Origin of the sequence: Rhodococcoides navarretei (genome assembly GCF_038069675.1) — a bacterium.
GTDB classification, from domain to species: Bacteria; Actinomycetota; Actinomycetes; order Mycobacteriales; family Mycobacteriaceae; genus Rhodococcoides; species Rhodococcoides navarretei.
Map to the genome: position 1 here is coordinate 1674587 of NZ_JBBPCN010000001.1, position 17413 is coordinate 1691999.

Annotated in this window: 16 protein-coding genes; 6 read left to right on the forward strand and 10 right to left on the reverse strand. The window is 62.9% G+C overall.

Annotated features, from left to right (window positions below; all coding sequences use genetic code 11):
* Window positions 1-40: 40 nt before the first annotated feature.
* From AABD04_RS08150 to AABD04_RS08165, 4 genes are all read left to right on the forward strand, one after another.
* The gene (locus AABD04_RS08150) at window positions 41-1339 is read left to right on the forward strand and encodes an alpha/beta hydrolase family protein (protein ID WP_341440828.1); all 1299 of its coding nucleotides are present in this window, start codon (window positions 41-43) and stop codon (window positions 1337-1339) included.
* A gap of 108 nt (window positions 1340-1447) precedes the next feature.
* Complete coding sequence (locus tag AABD04_RS08155) at window positions 1448-2137, forward strand: DUF998 domain-containing protein (RefSeq protein WP_341440829.1); 690 nt, start codon at window positions 1448-1450, stop codon at window positions 2135-2137.
* A gap of 64 nt (window positions 2138-2201) precedes the next feature.
* Window positions 2202-2777 carry a DUF3558 domain-containing protein gene (locus AABD04_RS08160; protein WP_341440830.1) on the forward strand — a complete coding sequence of 192 codons (576 nt, stop codon included), beginning with the start codon at window positions 2202-2204 and terminating at the stop codon, window positions 2775-2777.
* Window positions 2778-2949: 172 nt separating this feature from the next.
* Complete coding sequence (locus AABD04_RS08165) at window positions 2950-3186, forward strand: hypothetical protein (RefSeq protein ID WP_341440831.1); 237 nt, start codon at window positions 2950-2952, stop codon at window positions 3184-3186.
* Between the two features lie 60 nt (window positions 3187-3246).
* On the opposite strand, the gene AABD04_RS08170 is transcribed toward AABD04_RS08165, so the two are convergent.
* A complete protein-coding gene (locus AABD04_RS08170; RefSeq protein WP_335742239.1) occupies window positions 3247-4620 on the reverse strand; it encodes a dicarboxylate/amino acid:cation symporter in 1374 nt (457 codons plus the stop codon).
* A gap of 320 nt (window positions 4621-4940) precedes the next feature.
* Between AABD04_RS08170 and AABD04_RS08175 the strand changes: the two genes are divergently transcribed.
* Complete coding sequence (locus AABD04_RS08175; protein WP_341440832.1) at window positions 4941-5618, forward strand: SanA/YdcF family protein; 678 nt, start codon at window positions 4941-4943, stop codon at window positions 5616-5618.
* A 42-nt stretch (window positions 5619-5660) separates the two neighbouring features.
* Here AABD04_RS08175 and ehuA read toward each other — a convergent pair whose 3' ends face one another.
* Genes ehuA through ehuB form a run of 4 tightly spaced genes read right to left on the reverse strand, consistent with a single transcriptional unit; the run spans window position 5661 to window position 8728 of the window.
* Window positions 5661-6422 carry an ectoine/hydroxyectoine ABC transporter ATP-binding protein EhuA gene (ehuA, locus tag AABD04_RS08180; protein ID WP_243610208.1) on the reverse strand — a complete coding sequence of 254 codons (762 nt, stop codon included), beginning with the start codon at window positions 6420-6422 and terminating at the stop codon, window positions 5661-5663.
* Between the two features lie 19 nt (window positions 6423-6441).
* Window positions 6442-7086: an ectoine/hydroxyectoine ABC transporter permease subunit EhuD gene (gene ehuD / locus AABD04_RS08185; RefSeq protein ID WP_243595373.1), complete on the reverse strand. Its 645-nt coding sequence runs from the start codon at window positions 7084-7086 to the stop codon at window positions 6442-6444.
* On the reverse strand, window positions 7083-7814 hold the full coding sequence (ehuC, locus tag AABD04_RS08190) for an ectoine/hydroxyectoine ABC transporter permease subunit EhuC (RefSeq protein WP_341440833.1): 732 nt from the start codon (window positions 7812-7814) through the stop codon (window positions 7083-7085). Before ehuC ends, ehuD begins: the two co-directional genes overlap by 4 nt.
* 23 nt (window positions 7815-7837) lie before the next feature.
* A complete protein-coding gene (gene ehuB, locus AABD04_RS08195; RefSeq protein WP_341440834.1) occupies window positions 7838-8728 on the reverse strand; it encodes an ectoine/hydroxyectoine ABC transporter substrate-binding protein EhuB in 891 nt (296 codons plus the stop codon).
* A gap of 363 nt (window positions 8729-9091) precedes the next feature.
* On the opposite strand from ehuB, the gene AABD04_RS08200 reads away from it, so the two are divergent.
* Window positions 9092-10687 carry an ABC-F family ATP-binding cassette domain-containing protein gene (locus AABD04_RS08200; RefSeq protein ID WP_341440835.1) on the forward strand — a complete coding sequence of 532 codons (1596 nt, stop codon included), beginning with the start codon at window positions 9092-9094 and terminating at the stop codon, window positions 10685-10687.
* A gap of 10 nt (window positions 10688-10697) precedes the next feature.
* Here AABD04_RS08200 and AABD04_RS08205 read toward each other — a convergent pair whose 3' ends face one another.
* The 5 genes from AABD04_RS08205 to AABD04_RS08225 all read right to left on the reverse strand — a co-directional run bounded on the left by AABD04_RS08205 (window position 10698) and on the right by AABD04_RS08225 (window position 17400).
* A complete protein-coding gene (locus AABD04_RS08205) occupies window positions 10698-12314 on the reverse strand; it encodes an AMP-binding protein (protein WP_341440836.1) in 1617 nt (538 codons plus the stop codon).
* A 21-nt stretch (window positions 12315-12335) separates the two neighbouring features.
* A complete protein-coding gene (locus AABD04_RS08210) occupies window positions 12336-13637 on the reverse strand; it encodes a DUF2786 domain-containing protein (protein ID WP_341440837.1) in 1302 nt (433 codons plus the stop codon).
* 89 nt (window positions 13638-13726) lie between these two features.
* Window positions 13727-14536, reverse strand: a complete 810-nt coding sequence (locus AABD04_RS08215) for a hypothetical protein (RefSeq protein ID WP_341440838.1) — start codon at window positions 14534-14536, stop codon at window positions 13727-13729.
* 186 nt (window positions 14537-14722) lie between these two features.
* Window positions 14723-16318: an FAD-dependent oxidoreductase gene (locus tag AABD04_RS08220; RefSeq protein WP_341440839.1), complete on the reverse strand. Its 1596-nt coding sequence runs from the start codon at window positions 16316-16318 to the stop codon at window positions 14723-14725.
* Between the two features lie 62 nt (window positions 16319-16380).
* Complete coding sequence (locus tag AABD04_RS08225; RefSeq protein WP_341440840.1) at window positions 16381-17400, reverse strand: AurF N-oxygenase family protein; 1020 nt, start codon at window positions 17398-17400, stop codon at window positions 16381-16383.
* Window positions 17401-17413: the final 13 nt, after the last annotated feature.

Genomic DNA, 17413 nt, shown 5'->3' on the forward strand with positions numbered 1-17413 from the left:
GCCGGTGACATCGTTGATGGATTGGGGACGACGGTTAACGGTGAGCGTCAGGGCGCTGACCCACAGCACCGAAAGTGCCGCGCACAGGCGAGGTGTCGCGCCGTTTCTGCCGCGGCTGTTCGTCGACCGCTTCACGCATCTCGGCGGAATCCCGGATGCAGAGTTTCGGCGTCAACTGTCGGAATGCCGTTCGTTCGACGATGACCGGTGGGCTCCCTATTGGTCGACATTCGCCGATCAGTACCTCGCGCGCGCAGACCAGGCCTTGTCTCGATTGGGTGCGCCCGACAGTGCCCGTTTGCTCGACGCCCCCGACCCCTCGGCGCTGACGGTTCTGGGTGAGGCGCTGGCACCAGCGGCGACGATTCTTGCCGATCGTGGCACGGTGGCGGATCCGGAGGCACCGGCACGGTTCGTCGCAGCACATCCCGAGGCAGCCGACGCGGCTGTTGCGATGGACGGTTTGATCAAAGCAGTGGTGTACGACTTCGTCGCCGCGTGGCCCGGTGGAAGTCCACAACGTCAGCGTGCCTACCGGCGCTCGTCGCGCTTGTCGGAAACGTTGTTGCAGGCCATGGCACCGACGATGGGGTACGACGTCGAAGTGCTCGACATCGTCCTGCCCGGCACCTCCGACCGGGTGCACGGCGTTCTCGCGTTGCCGGTCGGTGCGACGAACATGCCCACGGTTCTGGTCACGAACGGGTTGGAAGGCACCATCGCCGAGACTCTCTTTCCTCTTCTGGCGCAGCGCGAGGCCGGTCTCGCCACCTTCGTCATGGAGATGCCCGGCACATATTCGTACAACGACCACATGACGGTAGATGCCGAGAACGTGTACAGCTCGGTGATCGACTTTCTTGCTGGCGATGAGCGCATCGACGCCGAGCGGCTCGGCATCATGGGTTTCAGTTTCGGCGGCTACTGGGCTGCGCGCATGGCCGCGGTGGACCCTCGTTTGAAGGCGGCGGTGTCCAACGGGCCTCTCACGCACCGCAGTTTCGGTGTCGTCAATTCGATCGGGATGCCGGAGGTGATGCTGTCGACGCTGAGCCGGACACTCGGTGCCACCAGTACTGCCGGCCTGTTGCGCAAGGTGTCGAAACTGTCTCTGCGGCAACTCTATCGAGACATCGGTATCCCACTGTTGGTGATCAACGGGGCCCGCGACACGTTGGCCAGTACCCGCGACTCGATCGACCTCGCAGTCGCTGCACCGAACGCGCAGCTGGTGCTCTTTGCCGACGACGACCACTGTGCGATGGGCAACGCCAAGCACTGGTCGTTGCTGTCCACGCGCTTCCTCCGCGAGCATCTGCTGGCCCCGTCGACGAAATAGGCTGGTAACTCTGACGGCCGGTGTCCGGGGGACGTCTAAGAGCAAGGGCCATCGTTCAGGCACCATGAAGTGTGGGCAGCCGACCGTGCCGTCCCAGAGGAGAGCGACGTGCCGATTCGACCGGCCCTGATCGGCACCCTGTCGATCGTTCTGGGCGCACTCGTGGTGCTGGTTCTCGATCTTTACACGGCATGGCAGACGCCCTCCCATCTGCGCCGAACGATCAGCGAATACGGTCTCGGCGCGCAGCAGTGGGTGTTCTCGATCGGCGTCGTTCTGCTCGCATTCGGTTCGGCTCTCACGCTCGCCGTCGCACTCCGTCACCGCCTCGCTCGGCCCGCTTCCGCCGCGTCGATCGGCCTCGTGTTGTGGACCGTGGGACTTGTCGCAGTTGTCGCTGTGCCGAAGCAGGATTGGTCGAACGACGCGGCGCTCAGCGTCGGGGGCACGATCCATCGACTCGGCGCGGCGGTCGCGTTCGTGAGCATCCCCGTTGCGGTGTTCGCGTTCTCTCGCCCGTGGATTCGAGACGGGGTGTGGGCGGTTCGTGCGCGAGTGACGATGGGACTCAGCGCGCTCTCGGTCGTGACTCTGCTGCCGATCTTCTATGCGCTCGCCGTCGGTGCCACCGGATCACGCCCGTGGTACCGAGTGGTCACCCTCGGCTATGTGGAGCGGGTGCTTGTCGTCGCCGAAGTGATCGCGCTCATCTCGCTGGCCCTGTGGGTGTGGGCGGCGGAACGCCGGAGCCTCGCTTCCGAGGGTGCGCAGGAGATCAGAACCTCGCAGACTGTATAGGGAACCGATTGCCCTCGCGGCGCGTCCAATCGTTCAGTGACGTCGGTGGCGAGAGGTTGAACGAATGCGGCTAGTGGGTGGGCACCGATTGGCTGTGGTCTGTGCTTCGGTGCTTGTGCTGACGGGGTGTGCGGACTCGACGCAGGGAACACCCGCCGCGAGTGGGGACTCCTCGATGGTGTCGACGACGACGACGGTGGTGGCCGGCCCGGAGCCATTCGATCCCTGCACCATTCCCAAAGCTGCAGTGACGGCCAGTGGGTTGGACGTCAGCACCGAACGACCGGATTTTGCAGGTCTCACTACCTACCCAGGTTGGAAGAACTGCACCTGGGACGCCTCCGGAATCAGCCCTTGGTATTACCTGTCCGTCATGTCATCGATCAACTCGATCGACGAATACTTGCGTAGCCCTCAGAATCAACGCCAATTGCCGGTGCAGGTCGGCTCACGCGAAGCGGTGAGGTACAACGCCGACTACCAGGGAGATCCGCCAACCGGCTGCGACATCGTGCTCGACGTAGGGGGAAATCTGATGATTTTCGTTCTGGACACGATCGGTTCGGAAGACACCTTGGGTGATCCCTGCACCGAGGTCCAGAAGCACGCAACCGACCTCGAGCGTTACCTGCCGAAGTGAGTGAGTGGACGTAATGACTGACGAATCGTTCGGGCTTGTCGACAACCTTGCTTACTGGCAGACGCTGAGAGGAAGGGCCTCCGCAGGTGAGCTCCACGTAGAACCCGAGGTCGCTCAGCAGTGCGACAACGCATGCGAGAGCTACCTGCGCGATCTGTCGAGGATGCTCGAGATGACCGCGAACTTGTCGAAGCCCGAAGCGTTCGGCGACTTGCCCTCAGCTCAGATGCTCGGGGCGAAGTTCCATCGCCTGGCTGTTGGCGAAGAACGCTCCGCCCGCTTCGCGATCAAGCAGCAGATCGAGATCATCAAGACGATGCGCGAGTTCTTTCAACACTATTTCGCCAGTGTCGAGGCGACGGACGCCGAGACCGCGTCCACCATCGAAGCGCTGTCGCCACCGCGTTAGACGTCGATTCCCGACGACCCAGGTGCTCGGTCGTCGGGAATCGCAAATCGAATTACTTTGTCAGCGAGCGAGTTCCACTTCCTCTTCCTCGTCGACGAAGGGGTCGCCGTTCCGCGGAGCGTTGTAGCGCTCGAGGTCGAGGATTCCCTCACGCTTGGCGACGATGGTCGGCACCAATGCCTGACCTGTCACGTTGACTGCGGTGCGGCCCATGTCGACGATCGGCTCCACCGCGAGCAGCAGGCCGACTCCGGCCAGAGGCAAGCCGAGTGTCGACAGCGTAAGGGTGAGCATGACCGTCGCACCCGTTGTTCCTGCCGTTGCTGCAGAACCGATCACGGACACCACGATGATCAGTAGGTAATCGGTGATGGTGAGATCGATACCGTAGAACTGAGCCACGAAGAGGGCCGCGATCGCGGGATAGATTGCCGCGCAACCATCCATCTTCGTCGTCGCTCCGAGTGGCACCGCGAACGACGCGTACTCGCGCGGTACTCCGAGGTTGCGTTCGGTGACGCGCTCGGTGAGCGGAAGGGTTCCGATCGACGAGCGAGACACGAAGCCCAGCTGAGTGGCAGGCCAGACACCCGAGTAGAAGTTGCGCACCGAAAGGCCGTGGGCGCGAACGATCACCGGGTACACCACGAAGAAGACCACGGCCAGGCCGATGTAGATCGACACGGTGAACACGCCGAGCGAACCGATTGCGTCCCAGCCGTATGTCGCCACCGCGTTGCCGATCAGTGCCGCCGTGCCGATCGGTGCCAGGCGAATGATCCACCACAGCACCTTCTGCACGATGGCCAGCAACGAGGCGTTGAACGCGAGGAACGGCTCGGCCTTCTTGCCGACTTTCAGAGCGGCAATTCCGATGGCTGCGGCGATGACCAGCAACTGCAGGATGTTGAAGCTCAACGACGTGGTTGCGGTACCGCTCTCGGCGACCGTGGTTTTCGCGCCGAGTGCGAGGAAGTTGTTCGGCACCAATCCGGTGAGGAACGACCACCACGACCCGACACTCGATGGATCGCCCGCCGACTCGGCACCCGCGCTGGTACGCGAGCCCGGCTGCGCGACCAAGCCGATCACGATGCCGATGATCACGGCGATGAATGCTGTTATGGCGAACCACCACAGCGTCTGGATCGCCAGACGAGCAGCATTGGTGACCTCACGCAGGTTGGCGATGGAACTGACGATCGCCGTGAACACCAGCGGGATCACCGCGACGGTGAGAAGTTTGACGTAGCTCGAACCGATGGTCGACAGGGTTCCGACCAACCAGTTGTCGTTGCCGTCGGCGGCGTCGGGCATCGAGCGGGCGACGAGTCCGAGAACGACACCGAGGATGAGACCGGCAACGATCTGTGGACCGAACGCGGTTGCCCAGGTAGGGACACGGCGCGTTCGGGTAGCGCTGGGCGCAGACATGGATATGCCTTTCGAAAAGGGGAGATGTCGACAGGGGTGAACGACAGAAGTATTGGTCGGCCGATGGGCCGAACTTCAGAGGTTGCGGTCTAGAGAACCGTCAACAGGTAGCGCTGGCTTGCAGACGCAAGTCGACATACCGTCGAGAGGTCAGCAGCGGATTCACTGACCGAACGGTACTCCGTCTCCGAACTGCGCAATCACGCAGGGGGCGGGCTCTGAGGGATCACTGTGGAATCGGTATGGGTGCGCCTCGGCGACGCTCGGACGCCGTCGTCGTGGGTTAGCTTGAGGTTTCTTCCCGCCGACGAAACGAGATCATGAGTACCGAATCGAAGCCCCGAGGATTGGCCGGACGTCTCGTTCGTGCCATCTGTGCGGTGGTCGCCGCCCTGGTTGCCGTCGTTCTGGCATCGGCCGGTTGGGTGGCATACGCGACTGCGGGGAAGGTCTACGACGTCGACGATGCGCCGGACGCGCCGGTGGCCATCGTCCTCGGTGCACAGGTGCGCGACGGCAAGCCGATGCGGTTTCTCTCCGGACGTCTCGACACCGCGATTGCCTTGATGGCGGCGGGCAAGATCAAGGCAATTTTGGTCTCCGGTGACGCAGACGGCAACTCCGGCAACGAGATCCAAGCGATGACCGACTACCTCGTCGAGCACGGAATCGACCCGAGCGTGATCATCGGAGACGATCACGGCATCGACACCTACGACACGTGCGCTCGCGCGAAGGAGACGTTCGGCGTCGAGCGGGGACTGATCATCAGCCAACCCCTGCATGTGTCGCGAGCAGTGGCGTTGTGTGATGACATGGACCTCGACGTCGACGGAGTCACGGCGGAGTGCATCGACTGCAATACCCTTGCGGTGGTGCGCAACTATGCGCGAGAGTTGTTGGCGCGTCCCAAAGCCGTGCTGGATCTGTGGTCGGGTCGCGACCCCGTGGTGGTATCGCCGCCCGTCGATTCGCTCGCGACCATCACCGACCGATGAGTGCTCATGCCCGAGTCGGCTCAGCCTGCGGTCATACGTTCGTCATTCTGCAAGAACAGCTTTGAGGAATCGCTGCGTTCGCTCCTGCTGTGGGTTGCTGAAGATGTCCGCCGGCGGTCCCTCCTCGAGGATCTTGCCCTCGTCGAACACCAGGACTCGGTCTGCGACGTCGCGGGCGAATCCCATCTCGTGGGTGACGATGAGCATCGTGATGTCGGTGGTCTCGGCGATGGTGCGCAGCACGTCGAGTACGTCGGCGACGAGCTCGGGATCGAGCGCCGAGGTCACCTCGTCGAGCAGCAGGATGTCCGGGTCCATGGCCAGCGCCCGGGCGATAGCCACGCGCTGCTGCTGTCCGCCGGACAGCTTGGTCGGATGTGCATTCTCCTTGTCCGCCAACCCCACCGTCTGCAGAAGCTCGCGCGCACGCTCGGTGGCCTCGGCCTTGCTCTTGCCGAGTACGTGAACGGGAGCTTCGGTGATGTTCTGCAGCACAGTCATGTTGGGAAACAGGTTGAACTGTTGGAACACCATGCCGATGCGGGTACGCACCTTCCGAAGGTGTTTTTCCGATGCGACGACGAGCTTGTCGCCCTTGCGCTGATGCGTCAGCGGCTCGTCCTCGATCCAGATGACACCGTCGTTGACCTTCTCGATGGTCATCAGCAAACGCAGAATTGTCGTCTTACCGGAGCCACTGGGCCCGATCAACGCGACGCGTTCGCCGCGGCGAACCTGGAAGTCGAGATGATCGAGAACGACATGATCGCCGAACTGCTTGACCACCTTGTCGAACTTGATCATCGGTACGGTGCCCGAATCGTCAGTAGGCAAGGGACTTCTCCAGTCTTCTGATGAGGATCGATGTCGGGTAGCTCGCCAACAGGAAGATGACGCCGGCCAACGTGATCGGCTCGAGGTATTGGAACGTGCTCGCGCCGTATTGCTGCGCCGCTGTGACCATCTCGACGACGGTGATCGCGAACAGGAACGGCGTGTCCTTGAACATCGAAATCGCGTAGTTGCCCAACGCAGGCGTTGTGCTGCGCACTGCCTGGGGCAGGACCACCGCGCGCCACGTCCGGGTACTCGGCAAGGACAGTGCGCGAGCGGCTTCCCACTGTCCCGGAGGGACGGCGTCGATGCCGGCGCGGTACACCTCGGCCATGTAGGTCGAGTAGTGGATACCGAGGACGGTGATACCGATCTGCAGCGCAGAGAACTGTGGCAGCAGGTAGTACGCGAACAGCAGCTGCACGATCAGCGGTGTCAGACGGATGAACTCGCTGATCATTCGAAGTGGAACGGTGACGAATTTCGGCCCCGAGTGCCGTACCACCGCGATCACCAGACCGAGAGTCGCAGCGAGGACGAATCCGAGCACGGTGGCCAGCAGCGTGATCTTGAAGCCTTCGAGCAGGAAGGGCAGGGCGTCCCACGCCCGTTCCCAGCTCCAGTCGACGCTCATCGACCCACCCCCACATTCTGGTCGGCGCGTTCGGGTTTCAGGCGCAGAACTTCACGCATCGACGGCCCGGATCCGAGACGTCCTTTGGCCCGCACCTCGAGCAGGTTCATGAACAGCGTGAGGATGTAGGCGATGACGAAGTAGATGACAAGTCCGACTCCGAAGGCGAAGAGCGTGTCGCCGGTGGTGCGTCGCAGCTGAGTGATCTGGTACGTGAGGTCCTGCAGCAGAACGAAACTGGCGAGCGCACTGCCCTTGAGTAGCTGAATCAGCAGGTTCGTCAGCGGTGGAATCATCTGCACCCATGCCTGTGGGAACACGACGCGGTGCAGCCGTTGCCACGGAGAGAAGTTCAGCGCCAGAGCGGCTTCCCACTGCGACTTCGCGACGGCCGCAATGGAACCGCGCACCACCTCGGCACCGTAGGCACCGTAGTTGAGACCGAGCGCGAGGATCCCACAGAACATGGCATCGAGTTGAAAACCCAACAGCGGCAACACATAGAACAGCCAGAACAGCTGAACCAGCAACGATGTGCCCCGGAAGAATTCGACGACGAAGCGAGCGGGGGCGCGCACGTACATGTGCCGGTTTCCCGCTGCCAGGCCCAGCAGTAGTGCCAGAGCGAAGGCGAGAGCGGCTCCGCCGAGGGTCAGATAGACGGTCGTGAGAATGCCTTCCTGGATTCGCGGCCACGAATCCAGGAAGTTCTCGATGTTCTCGTTCACGGGCGATCAGTCTGCAGCAGCGATCAGCCCTCGCAGAGCATGGCGGTGGTCAAGCTCGGATCCGGTAGCTCCTCGGCGGTGAAGCCGAAGTCCCCGACGATGTCGAGGTACGCATCGGTGTTCGAGGTGATCTTCGCGAGCTCCTCGTTGTACGCGTCCAGCAGCTCCTGATCGTCGGTGCGGAATACGGTCGCACCGGCTCCCACCTGCGGCTCGCCGTCGATCTCGGCGACGAAGGACTCGGTGACATCCACCGGAGCATCTGGGTTGTTGGTCTTCATCCAGTTCAGCGAGATGGCCGTCAGGGCGAACACGTCTGCACGACCGGAGGTGACGGCATCCATTCCGTCCTGCGGTGCGGCGACTTGCTGACTCGAAATGCCCAGTGCCTCGGCATAATCGGACTCGATCGCTCCGGTCATCGTGGCCAACCGCAGGCCACTGTCTGCGACGGACTGCATGTCGGTCAGACCTGCCGGATTGCCCGTCGGGACCATCAGAGCGGTTGTGTAATTGAACTCGGGGTCGCCGAACGCGGCCTGTTCGCAGCGTTGCGGAAGGATCGACATTCCCGCGCTGACGACGTCGAATCGATTGGCCTGCAGGCCCGGGATCAGTGCGCCGAAGTCGGCGTTGACACCCTCGACGGTGTCGATTCCGAGATTGCCGAAGATCTCGCGGTGCAAAGCGATTGTTGCGCCGGTCAATTCACCGTTCTCCTCGAAGCTGTACGGCGCTTCACCGGCAACTCCGACCGTGATGGTGCCGGCGTCGCGCAGTGACTGCAGGCGATCGGCTCCGTCGTCGGTGTTGGTGGAGGTACATCCTGCGAGGCTGCCTGCAACGAGTGCGGCACCGGCGAGGGTGGTGATGATCTTCTTCGTCGAGCCTGTGTTCAGCGCACTGTGTGCCATGCGTGGGGCCTTCCGGTTCTTGACTGTGCGAAAACCGGACCTGCGCCGATGTGCCGGGAGCGATACGCGCAACACTTCGGCCGGACCGGTTGCAGTCTTGTGTACTGCGTGGGGATTGCTTTGTCCGAACTTGAACGTAGCACGGTGATTTGCCGAATTCGGCGTGAACGACCAGCACACAGCGCTGTCTGAATTGTCGGACCGACGCGTATCGCCACCACAGAGTGCGATTCGGTGGCGATGAGAACGAAACTGTAACGATGCGTCGTTCGATCGAAATCCGATTCGAAACACGCCGACGTTAGAGTGAGCGCGCCCGGTTCGACGACTCAGCGGACCCGTGTTTTCAGGAGAAGTGAACGCTTGAGCTGGATCCGCTTGAACGATGTTGCCAAGGGATACGACCAGAAGGTGATGCTGCGTGAGGTGTTCTTCCGCCTCGCGGACGGCGATCGCATCGGTCTGATCGGACGCAACGGCACGGGCAAGACCACTCTGCTGCAGCTCCTTCTCGGGCGCGAGACACCCGATTCCGGAACGGTCGACGTCACCGAGGGAGCGCGAATCGGGTACTTCTCGCAGTTCTCCGAACTCGACGGCGATCGCAGCATCCAAACCGAGCTCGAATCTCTCTTCGGCACTGTGCACGCGATCGAGGTCGAATTGGCCGAGGTCGAAGCCGCACTCGGGGGCGACCTCGACGAGAAGCAGATGTACAAGCTGGTCGATCGCCAGGCCGAGCTACTCGACGCCATGGAGAACAGCGGCGGCTGGACCTATCACCAGCAGATCGACACGGTGCTGTCGATGCTGGGATTCAACACCGAGCGGCGCGAATTGCCCGTCGGTCGGTTGTCCGGTGGCTGGCGCAATCGAGCGGCGCTGGCGAAGATACTCATCGAAGCGCCGGATGTTCTACTCCTCGACGAGCCGACCAACTTCCTCGACGTGGCCGGGATCGCGTGGCTCGAGCGCTGGTTGCGTGATTTCCGAGGAGCGCTTCTGGTCGTCTCGCACGACCGCGCCTTCCTCGAACAGGTCGTCACCGGCATCGTCGAGATCGAGAACCATCACCTGCAGACCTACGACGGTAGCTACTCGGAATACGTTCAGCAGAAGCAGTTTCGACTCAAGAATCTCGAGCGCGAGTACAGCAACGAGCAGCAGTTGCTGGCCTACGAGCAGGAAGCGATCAGCGATCGCAAGGAAGCAGTGAAGAACCCCAGCGGGGTGCTCAAGCGGCGGCTCGCGAACATCAAGAAGAGCAAAAGTCCGCGCCCGGTCGACACGGTGGTCACCGCGATCTACGGCGGACTGCACGTCCACGACAACCTGGCGGAGATCACGGGGATCTCCAAGAGCTACGGCGAGCAACGACTCTTCGAGAACATCTCGTTCACCGTGCATCGAGGCGACCGTATCGCCATCACCGGACCGAACGGCTGTGGCAAGACAACCCTCGTCGACATCCTCGTAGGTGCCGAGCAACCGGACAGCGGCAAGATCAAATGGAAGACCAAGGCACCGTCGTTCATCTACTACAACCAGGTGCTCGCAGATCTGGATCTCGACGACACGGTGTCGCACTCGGTCAACGCGATGCCGGGCAGCCTCGCACTGACGGCGACCAAGAAAGAAGTCCATCGCTTTCTGACACTGCTGCAGTTCTCCGAGCTGGATCTCAAATCGAAGATCGGTGTTCTGTCCGGTGGACAGAAGGCACGAGTTGCGTTGGCGCAGTGTCTGCTGTTCGGCGCAGGCGTGATCGTGCTCGACGAGCCCACCAACCACCTCGACCTGCCGAGCACCCAGGTGCTCGAGCGTGCCCTGATGGCGTTTCCCGGCGCGGTGATTCTGGTGAGCCACGACAGGTTCTTCGTCGAGAAGGTGGCGTTTCGGCAGTTGTCCTTCGACGGCACGGGCGGGGTCACCCAAATCGCCGGTGTGCAGATGGCGTGACCGGAGTGGGCTACCCGTTGATCTTCGAAGCGGACGTGCCCCACTCCGCGTCGCGCAGTTCCTTCTTCCTGATCTTGCCGGTCGATGTCTTCGGTAGCTCGACGATGAATTCGACTGCACGAGGGGCTTTGTAGGAGGCGATGGCAGATTTGACGTGCGCTACGAGGTCCGCCTCCGACACTTCCGCGCCCGGTGCCAACACCACGAAGGCCTTGGGCCGCTCACCCCACTTGTCGTCCGGCACCCCGATCACCGCGACGTCGGCGACGGCAGGGTGGCTGGCGAGCGCCTGTTCCACCTCGATCGTCGAGATGTTCTCCCCGCCGGAAATGACCACGTCCTTGGCGCGATCGAGTAACTGAACATAGCCGTCGGGATGCATCACCCCGAGATCGCCCGAATGGAACCAGCCGCCCGCGAACGCCTGCCCGGTGCCGGCGGTGTCGGCGTAGTAGCCCTTCATGACGTTGTTGCCGCGCATGACGATCTCGCCCATTTCCACGCCGTCGGGTTCGACGTCGATCAGTGCCCCGCCGGGGCCAGGCGTCTCCCGGACCACGCGCAACCGGTCGGCGGTGAGCATCCCGACACCCTGCCGAGCCAACCGTCGGGCTTGCTCGTCACCGTCCAGTTCGAGCCATTCCTGCTTCGGCTCGCAGACCGAGTACGGACCGTAGGTCTCGGTGAGTCCGTAGACGTGCACGAGCGTTGCCCCCAGCGCACGAATCTTGCCGATGATCGTCGGGCTCGGGGGAGCGCCCGCTGTGACTATGGTCAAGGGCCGGTCGAGTGAATGTGCTTGCGCTGCAGTGGCAAGAGTGGTCAGTACGGTCGGCGCGCCGGCGAGGTGGTCGACGCCGTCGTCGATGGCGGACCAGATCGCATCGCCGCGGACACCGCGAAGGCAGACGTGCGTGCCCGACGCAGCAGTGACGGCCCAAGTGGTGCACCACCCGTTGCAATGGAACATCGGCAGCGTCCACAGATAGCGAGTGTCGATGCCGAATCCCTGGTGGTGCAGTTCTCCGAGCGAATTGAGGTAGGCACCGCGATGGGTGTACATCACTCCCTTGGGCCGACCGGTGGTGCCGGAGGTGTAGTTGATCGTGATGGTGGAGGTCTCGTCGTCGACCTCCCACTCCATCGGTTCGTCCGAGCCACGACCCAGGAAAGCGTCGTATCGCGTGGTGTGCGGCAACTCGCCGTAAGTGCCGTCCACCGAGGGAGTCTCGACGATCTCACGAACCGAATCGGCGATGGGATCGGTTCCGAGTCCGGTCAGCAGGTCCGAATCACCCACCAGCAGAACCGAACCCGAATGATCGCAGATGTAGCGAACCTCGGCGGGCGACAGTCTGGTGTTGATTGCGACCAGAACGGCACCGGCCAAGGGAACGGCGTAGTGCGCGAACAACAGCTCTGCAGAGTTGGACGCGATGTACGCCACTCGATCTCCGTGGCCGACACCCGACGCGCGCAGTGCGTGCGCGAGCCGGGTGACGTCGGCGGCGAACTGTTCGTAGGTGAACGTCCTCGGCCCGTCCACCACGGCGGTCTTGTGGGGATGGACCTCCGCTGCGCGTTCGAGAAAGCGAAGGGGCGTCAAGGGAGTATCGAGACCGGTCATGGCAGTCAATGTAGCGCGCACTCACGAGGCCAGATCGGATTTGTCGATCCGCTCGCGCCCACCGGTAAGGTCCGCGCGTTCGGCGGCGGCACGGCCGGCATACGATCCCTCCGCATTGCCGCTGCCGAACGTGATCGTTTTCGTCGACGGGTACCGGGCAGCGTAGGCACGGTCCACGGCGTCGGATCGTTCCGCCATGATGGGCACCAGAGCCGATCCGTGTTGCTGCGTCGCAGCCGCAGTAGCTCTCTTGCGCGCCTCGTGCAATCGTTCGCCGACTCGGTGGGCGTACGCGATCAAGAATGCGTGACGGAAACTGCGGGTCCTCGCTGCCGGCGAATCGGCCACCTCGTCGAGTGCGCGGGCCGACTGGACCAGCAACGAGGTGTAGAGAAGTTCACACAGATCGAGATCGACGGGGAGACCCATCACGGTGGCCAGCAAGTACTTCTTCTTCCACAGTGTCCTGGCACCGTTTGCGTGACATACGCAGTGCAGCAGAAGCAGCTTGGCTTTGGAGTACGGATTGCTCACCATGATGCGTCGGGTGACGACATCGTCGATCAGGCTGCGATGGTGCTCCGAATCGAGAAGCGCGCTGTCGATCGCATAGCGCGTCATCAGGTCCTGGGCCTTGGCCGACAATGCCTCGGCCTCAGCGGGGAATTGCGTCGACTCGGCTTTGGCCAGCAGCCCCCGGATTCTGCCGAGCATCTTCGTGTCCGTGGCTGGTCCGGGGCCGGTTGCCGCCGACTGCGATGTCCAACGAGCTGGAGGAGGCAGGAGCTTTTCGAGGGGCAACAACCATGTTGCGCAACCGAGTACGAGCAACAGGGTGTACCAGGACTGCGCCGACGATCGTCGGTTGTACGAACGCCACCGCCGAAGGCGCTCGGCAGTAGTGCCCCCTGCGTGGTCGATGTGCAGCTCGGACAGTTGATCGCGCCAGGAATCGGGAGCGAGGCGTTCGGCCGAGCTTCGCTCCGCGTGTGCGCCGATGGCCTCGACCATGACCACTGTGCCGTCGCCTCCGGCGCACTGACGCGTCACGTGCACCAGTTCGGCGGGCTGCCAACCGTTCTCGAAAGCCGTGTCGAGTGCGCCGTCGAGTATGGTCGCCGCCCGATCGTGCACCGAACACGCCGGATCGGTTTCGTCTGCGGCGGACAGGCGCTCCGCGATCAGCTGCGTCATGTCCTTCGCCGACGAACCCAACTGGGCGAAACCGATTCCGCTGTCCAGCAATTCGTGCGGATCGGCACTCTCGCGCTTATTCGTGGCGTGTGTGTACTTGAAAATGCTGTCCGAATCGATACGACTCATCGTCGTCCCCTCCACGTCCCCCGGTGTGGTCCCCGAACTTTTCGGTAGATCGCAGAGTAGGGGAGGGGTCCGACAGAGTTTCGAACGTATCAGCGAGGGGCGAGCATCTGCAGCAATTCTTCGACCGACGGCAGGCCGGGAATCACGGGGAGGTTCGGAACAGGAGCGGCGGCCGGCGGTGCCGTCAACTCGACGCCGCCGAGACCTGCCATGACGTCGTCGGTGTTGGATCGGGTCGGTCCGTATGTATTGGACGCAATGACGAAATCATCGCCGATCGACGCGGACGCGACCACACTCGATCGGTCGTCGGCCCATCCCCACTTGGTCCCGGTCACGCCGGACAACTGCTTGGTGCCCCAGTCCTGAACCATTCCATCGCGTGCCACAGGAGCCGCGGTGTTCATCCAGGCGAGGACTGGGCTGGCGGGATCGGTGCGCTTCTTCGCCGCCAAGAATCGCACGGTGTCGGCTGTGCTCGTGGACGAGTTGCCCCAGAAACCGCCCCGCGAGGTAGAGGTGAGTCCGTATTCCGCGGCGGTTGCCGAAATCGCCTGGGGGTATTTGTTGTCGAGCGTCGAAGCGGCACCGTCGTCGCTGACCTGGACCATCCTGGCGGCCAGGTCGAGGTCTCTGGGCGAACCATCGCCGAAGCGGACGACGTAGTCGGCCATGTAGAGCTTGACCGTCGACAGTCCTGGGCGCGCCGAGTTGTCCTCCGCGCTGCCCACGTACGTCCCCGTCGGGATGTGTTCGTACGACAACGAGGTTCGGGCCGGAACATCCGAGAGGTCACCGGGTGTCGGCAGGGCCTGGGCCGGTGCTGCGCACACCAACGCCACAGCGATACCGACAATTGGGACAGCAGTCCTGGTGAAGATGCGTCGCAGGGCCGGCATCTCGTGCTCCTCGAGGTGTTGGCCCGCCGCGAATCGGTGGCCGATGACTGTAGCTACCCCGATGGTAGACGGTTCAACCTCACGCCGCTTTCCCCGGTTCTGCGGCCTTCGTCACCTGGATGAATGTGGCTTTCTTGCAGTTGGAGTGACTGAAAGCCGCATTGATCCCAACCTGGGGGTGAGTAATCAGGACCGGCGCAGCGCCGAGAGCATCTCCTTCGAGCGTTGCAGAGCACCCCGGGCCGACTCGGTCGGCCAGGTATCGGGCAACTCGATCGGGTCGGTGAGGCGGCCTGCATTGAAGTCGTCCACGAGATGGCCGACGGTTTCCTGGGCGCAGGATTTGTTGGTCCCGATGAACCCGGACGGACCGCGCTTGATCCAGCCGGTGACGTAGCGGCCCACCTCGACGGGTCCGCCCGGTTCCTGCAGTATGCGTCCGCCGGCGTTCGGGATGATCCCGGCGCGGTCGTCGAACGGAACGCCGGGGAGAGCGACGCCACGGTAGCCGATGGACGTGAGGACGAGGCCTGCGTCGATGCGGTCGACTTCCCCCGTCGGAATGCTGTGCACCACGTCGTCGCTGTCCACGGTCAGGCCCATGCGATCGAACTCGATCCCTGTCACCCGGTCGGTGCCCAGGATGCTGGTGGGGGACAACAGGTAGCGCAGCGTGATGCGCTTTCTGGCGCTGGGTTCGGGTGATTCGTCGACGTGGCGGAGCAGTTGAAGCTTCTGTGCCACGGCGTGGGGTAGGTCGTCGGTCGCGGCGAGTCGGACGGTCACCGGATCGAGTGCGAGTTCACTACGGTCGATGGCCAGGTCGATGTCGGGAACGGTCAGCAATCCGGCGAACTCGGGAACGGTGAACGCAGACTGCGCCACACCCCGCCTGCCGACGACGACCACCTCACGAACTGAGCTGTGACGCAGGGCGTCCAAGGCATACGGTGCGATATCGGTCTGGGCGAGCGCTTCCGGGTTCATCGTCAGGATGCGGGCGACGTCGAGTGCCACGTTGCCGTTACCGACGACGACGGCGCGCTCGTGTGAGAGATCGAACGTGCGGTGCGCATGATCGGGGTGCCCGTTGTACCAGGCGACGAAGTCGGTTGCCGACGTACGCCCGGGCAGTTCGGCGCCTGGAATGCGGAGCTCGCGATCCGATGATGCCCCGACCGCGTAGATCACGGCATGGTGGCTGTCCATCAACTCGTCGTGGGTGATGTCCTTACCGACCTCGACTCCGAGGTGGTAGGTGAATCCCTCTTGCGCAGAGATGGTTTCGAACAGACGCGACACCTGACGCGTCTTCTGGTGATCGGGTGCGACGCCGAGTCGAGCGAGTCCGTGCGGTTGCGGAAGCCGGTCGTAGACATCGACGCTCACGCCGGGTTGAGTGAGCAACTCGTCCGCCGCGTACATGGCCGACGGACCGGATCCGACGATCGCCACTCGAAGCGGCTGGCGATCCCGCGAGACCGATGCAGCGGGCGTCACAGGTGCCAGGATCGGCCGAGGGGGACGCTCCTGCTTGTAGAAATCCGCGTTGATCGTCAAGAACGGCAGTTGCGCCTCGGTCAATTTTGCCTGCGGCACAATGGCATCGACCGGACAGGCCGAAACGCACGCGCCGCAGTCGACGCACGATTGCGGATCGATGTGCAGCATCTCTGCCGTCAGGAAGTCCGGCTCGTCGGGGGTGGGATGAATGCAGTTGACGGGACACGCGTAGACGCACGATGCGTCGCTGCAACATGACTGGGTGACGACGTGGGGCATGAGGGGTTCCTGACGGCAGAGGCAAGAAGGCTGAGCGGCGAGAGGGCTGTGCGGCTGGTGACCTAGGCGGCGAACTGGCTCGAGCTGCGATCGGGCTCGCTCCGGAAACGTGAGGCCTTGCCGTCGATTCCGCACAACTTCCACATCAGGCGAGCGGCTCGGTTCATCATGCCGGTGTCGGTGGCCAGCATGCGGACATCGCCGAAGTAGTCCTGCAGTGCATGCTGCGATTCCGGGGTGCCCCAGAACAGGTCTTTCTTCACCTGCTTCGGGATGTCGAACTTCGTCCAGAACTTCTTCGGCGGGATGACGATGACGTCGCACAGGATGCGCATCGTGATCGGGAAGGCCAACGAGAGCAAGAATCGTCCGGCCTTGGACATCTTGGGGACTCGGCGACGCAGCAACTGGTGTGCGAACGAGATATGGCGCGCTTCTTCGGCAACGTGAATGGCCATGACGCTCTGCATGATCGGGTGAATGTCTTCACCGGACCGCAGGACCGACTTCTGGATGTGGTCGATGGGCTCCTCGCCCGCGAGAACGCCGACGAAGAACAGTTCGGGCAACAGCGTCGCGAACAGCGGGACGAACGGCGAGAGCATCTTCATGGGCCGACTCATGCCGGGGGCGTCGGAATCGACGCGGTTGACCATCTCCTGGAACATCAGGGTGTGGTTGCACTCTTCGATGGATTCGTGGGTGCAGTAGCGTGCCTCGGCCGAGCCGTTGGGCAGTGAGAACACGTACTGCATCATGCCGCGGATCAGGATGTTCTCGAACTGGAGACCGACCTTGGCGACGTTGGCCTGACGCCACATGCCGATTTCGATCTGCTTCTCGAGGGGAAGCGCGCGGTACCAGGCGTGGCCACCGATCGGGTCCGTCTTGACCGGAAGGACCCAGCGAGGATCGTTCGCGGGCACCGCGAACTTCTCGGACTCCCAGTCGATGTCCACGTACGGGTCGAAGTGCTTGTGCACAGAACCCTCGGACAGCAAGGTGAGTGTCTCGTTGTACTGCTGTTCGTCCGTGGCGTCGGTATCGACCGAAACGGACGTAGTGCCTGTCGTCAGTGTCATGGCTTCTCCAAAC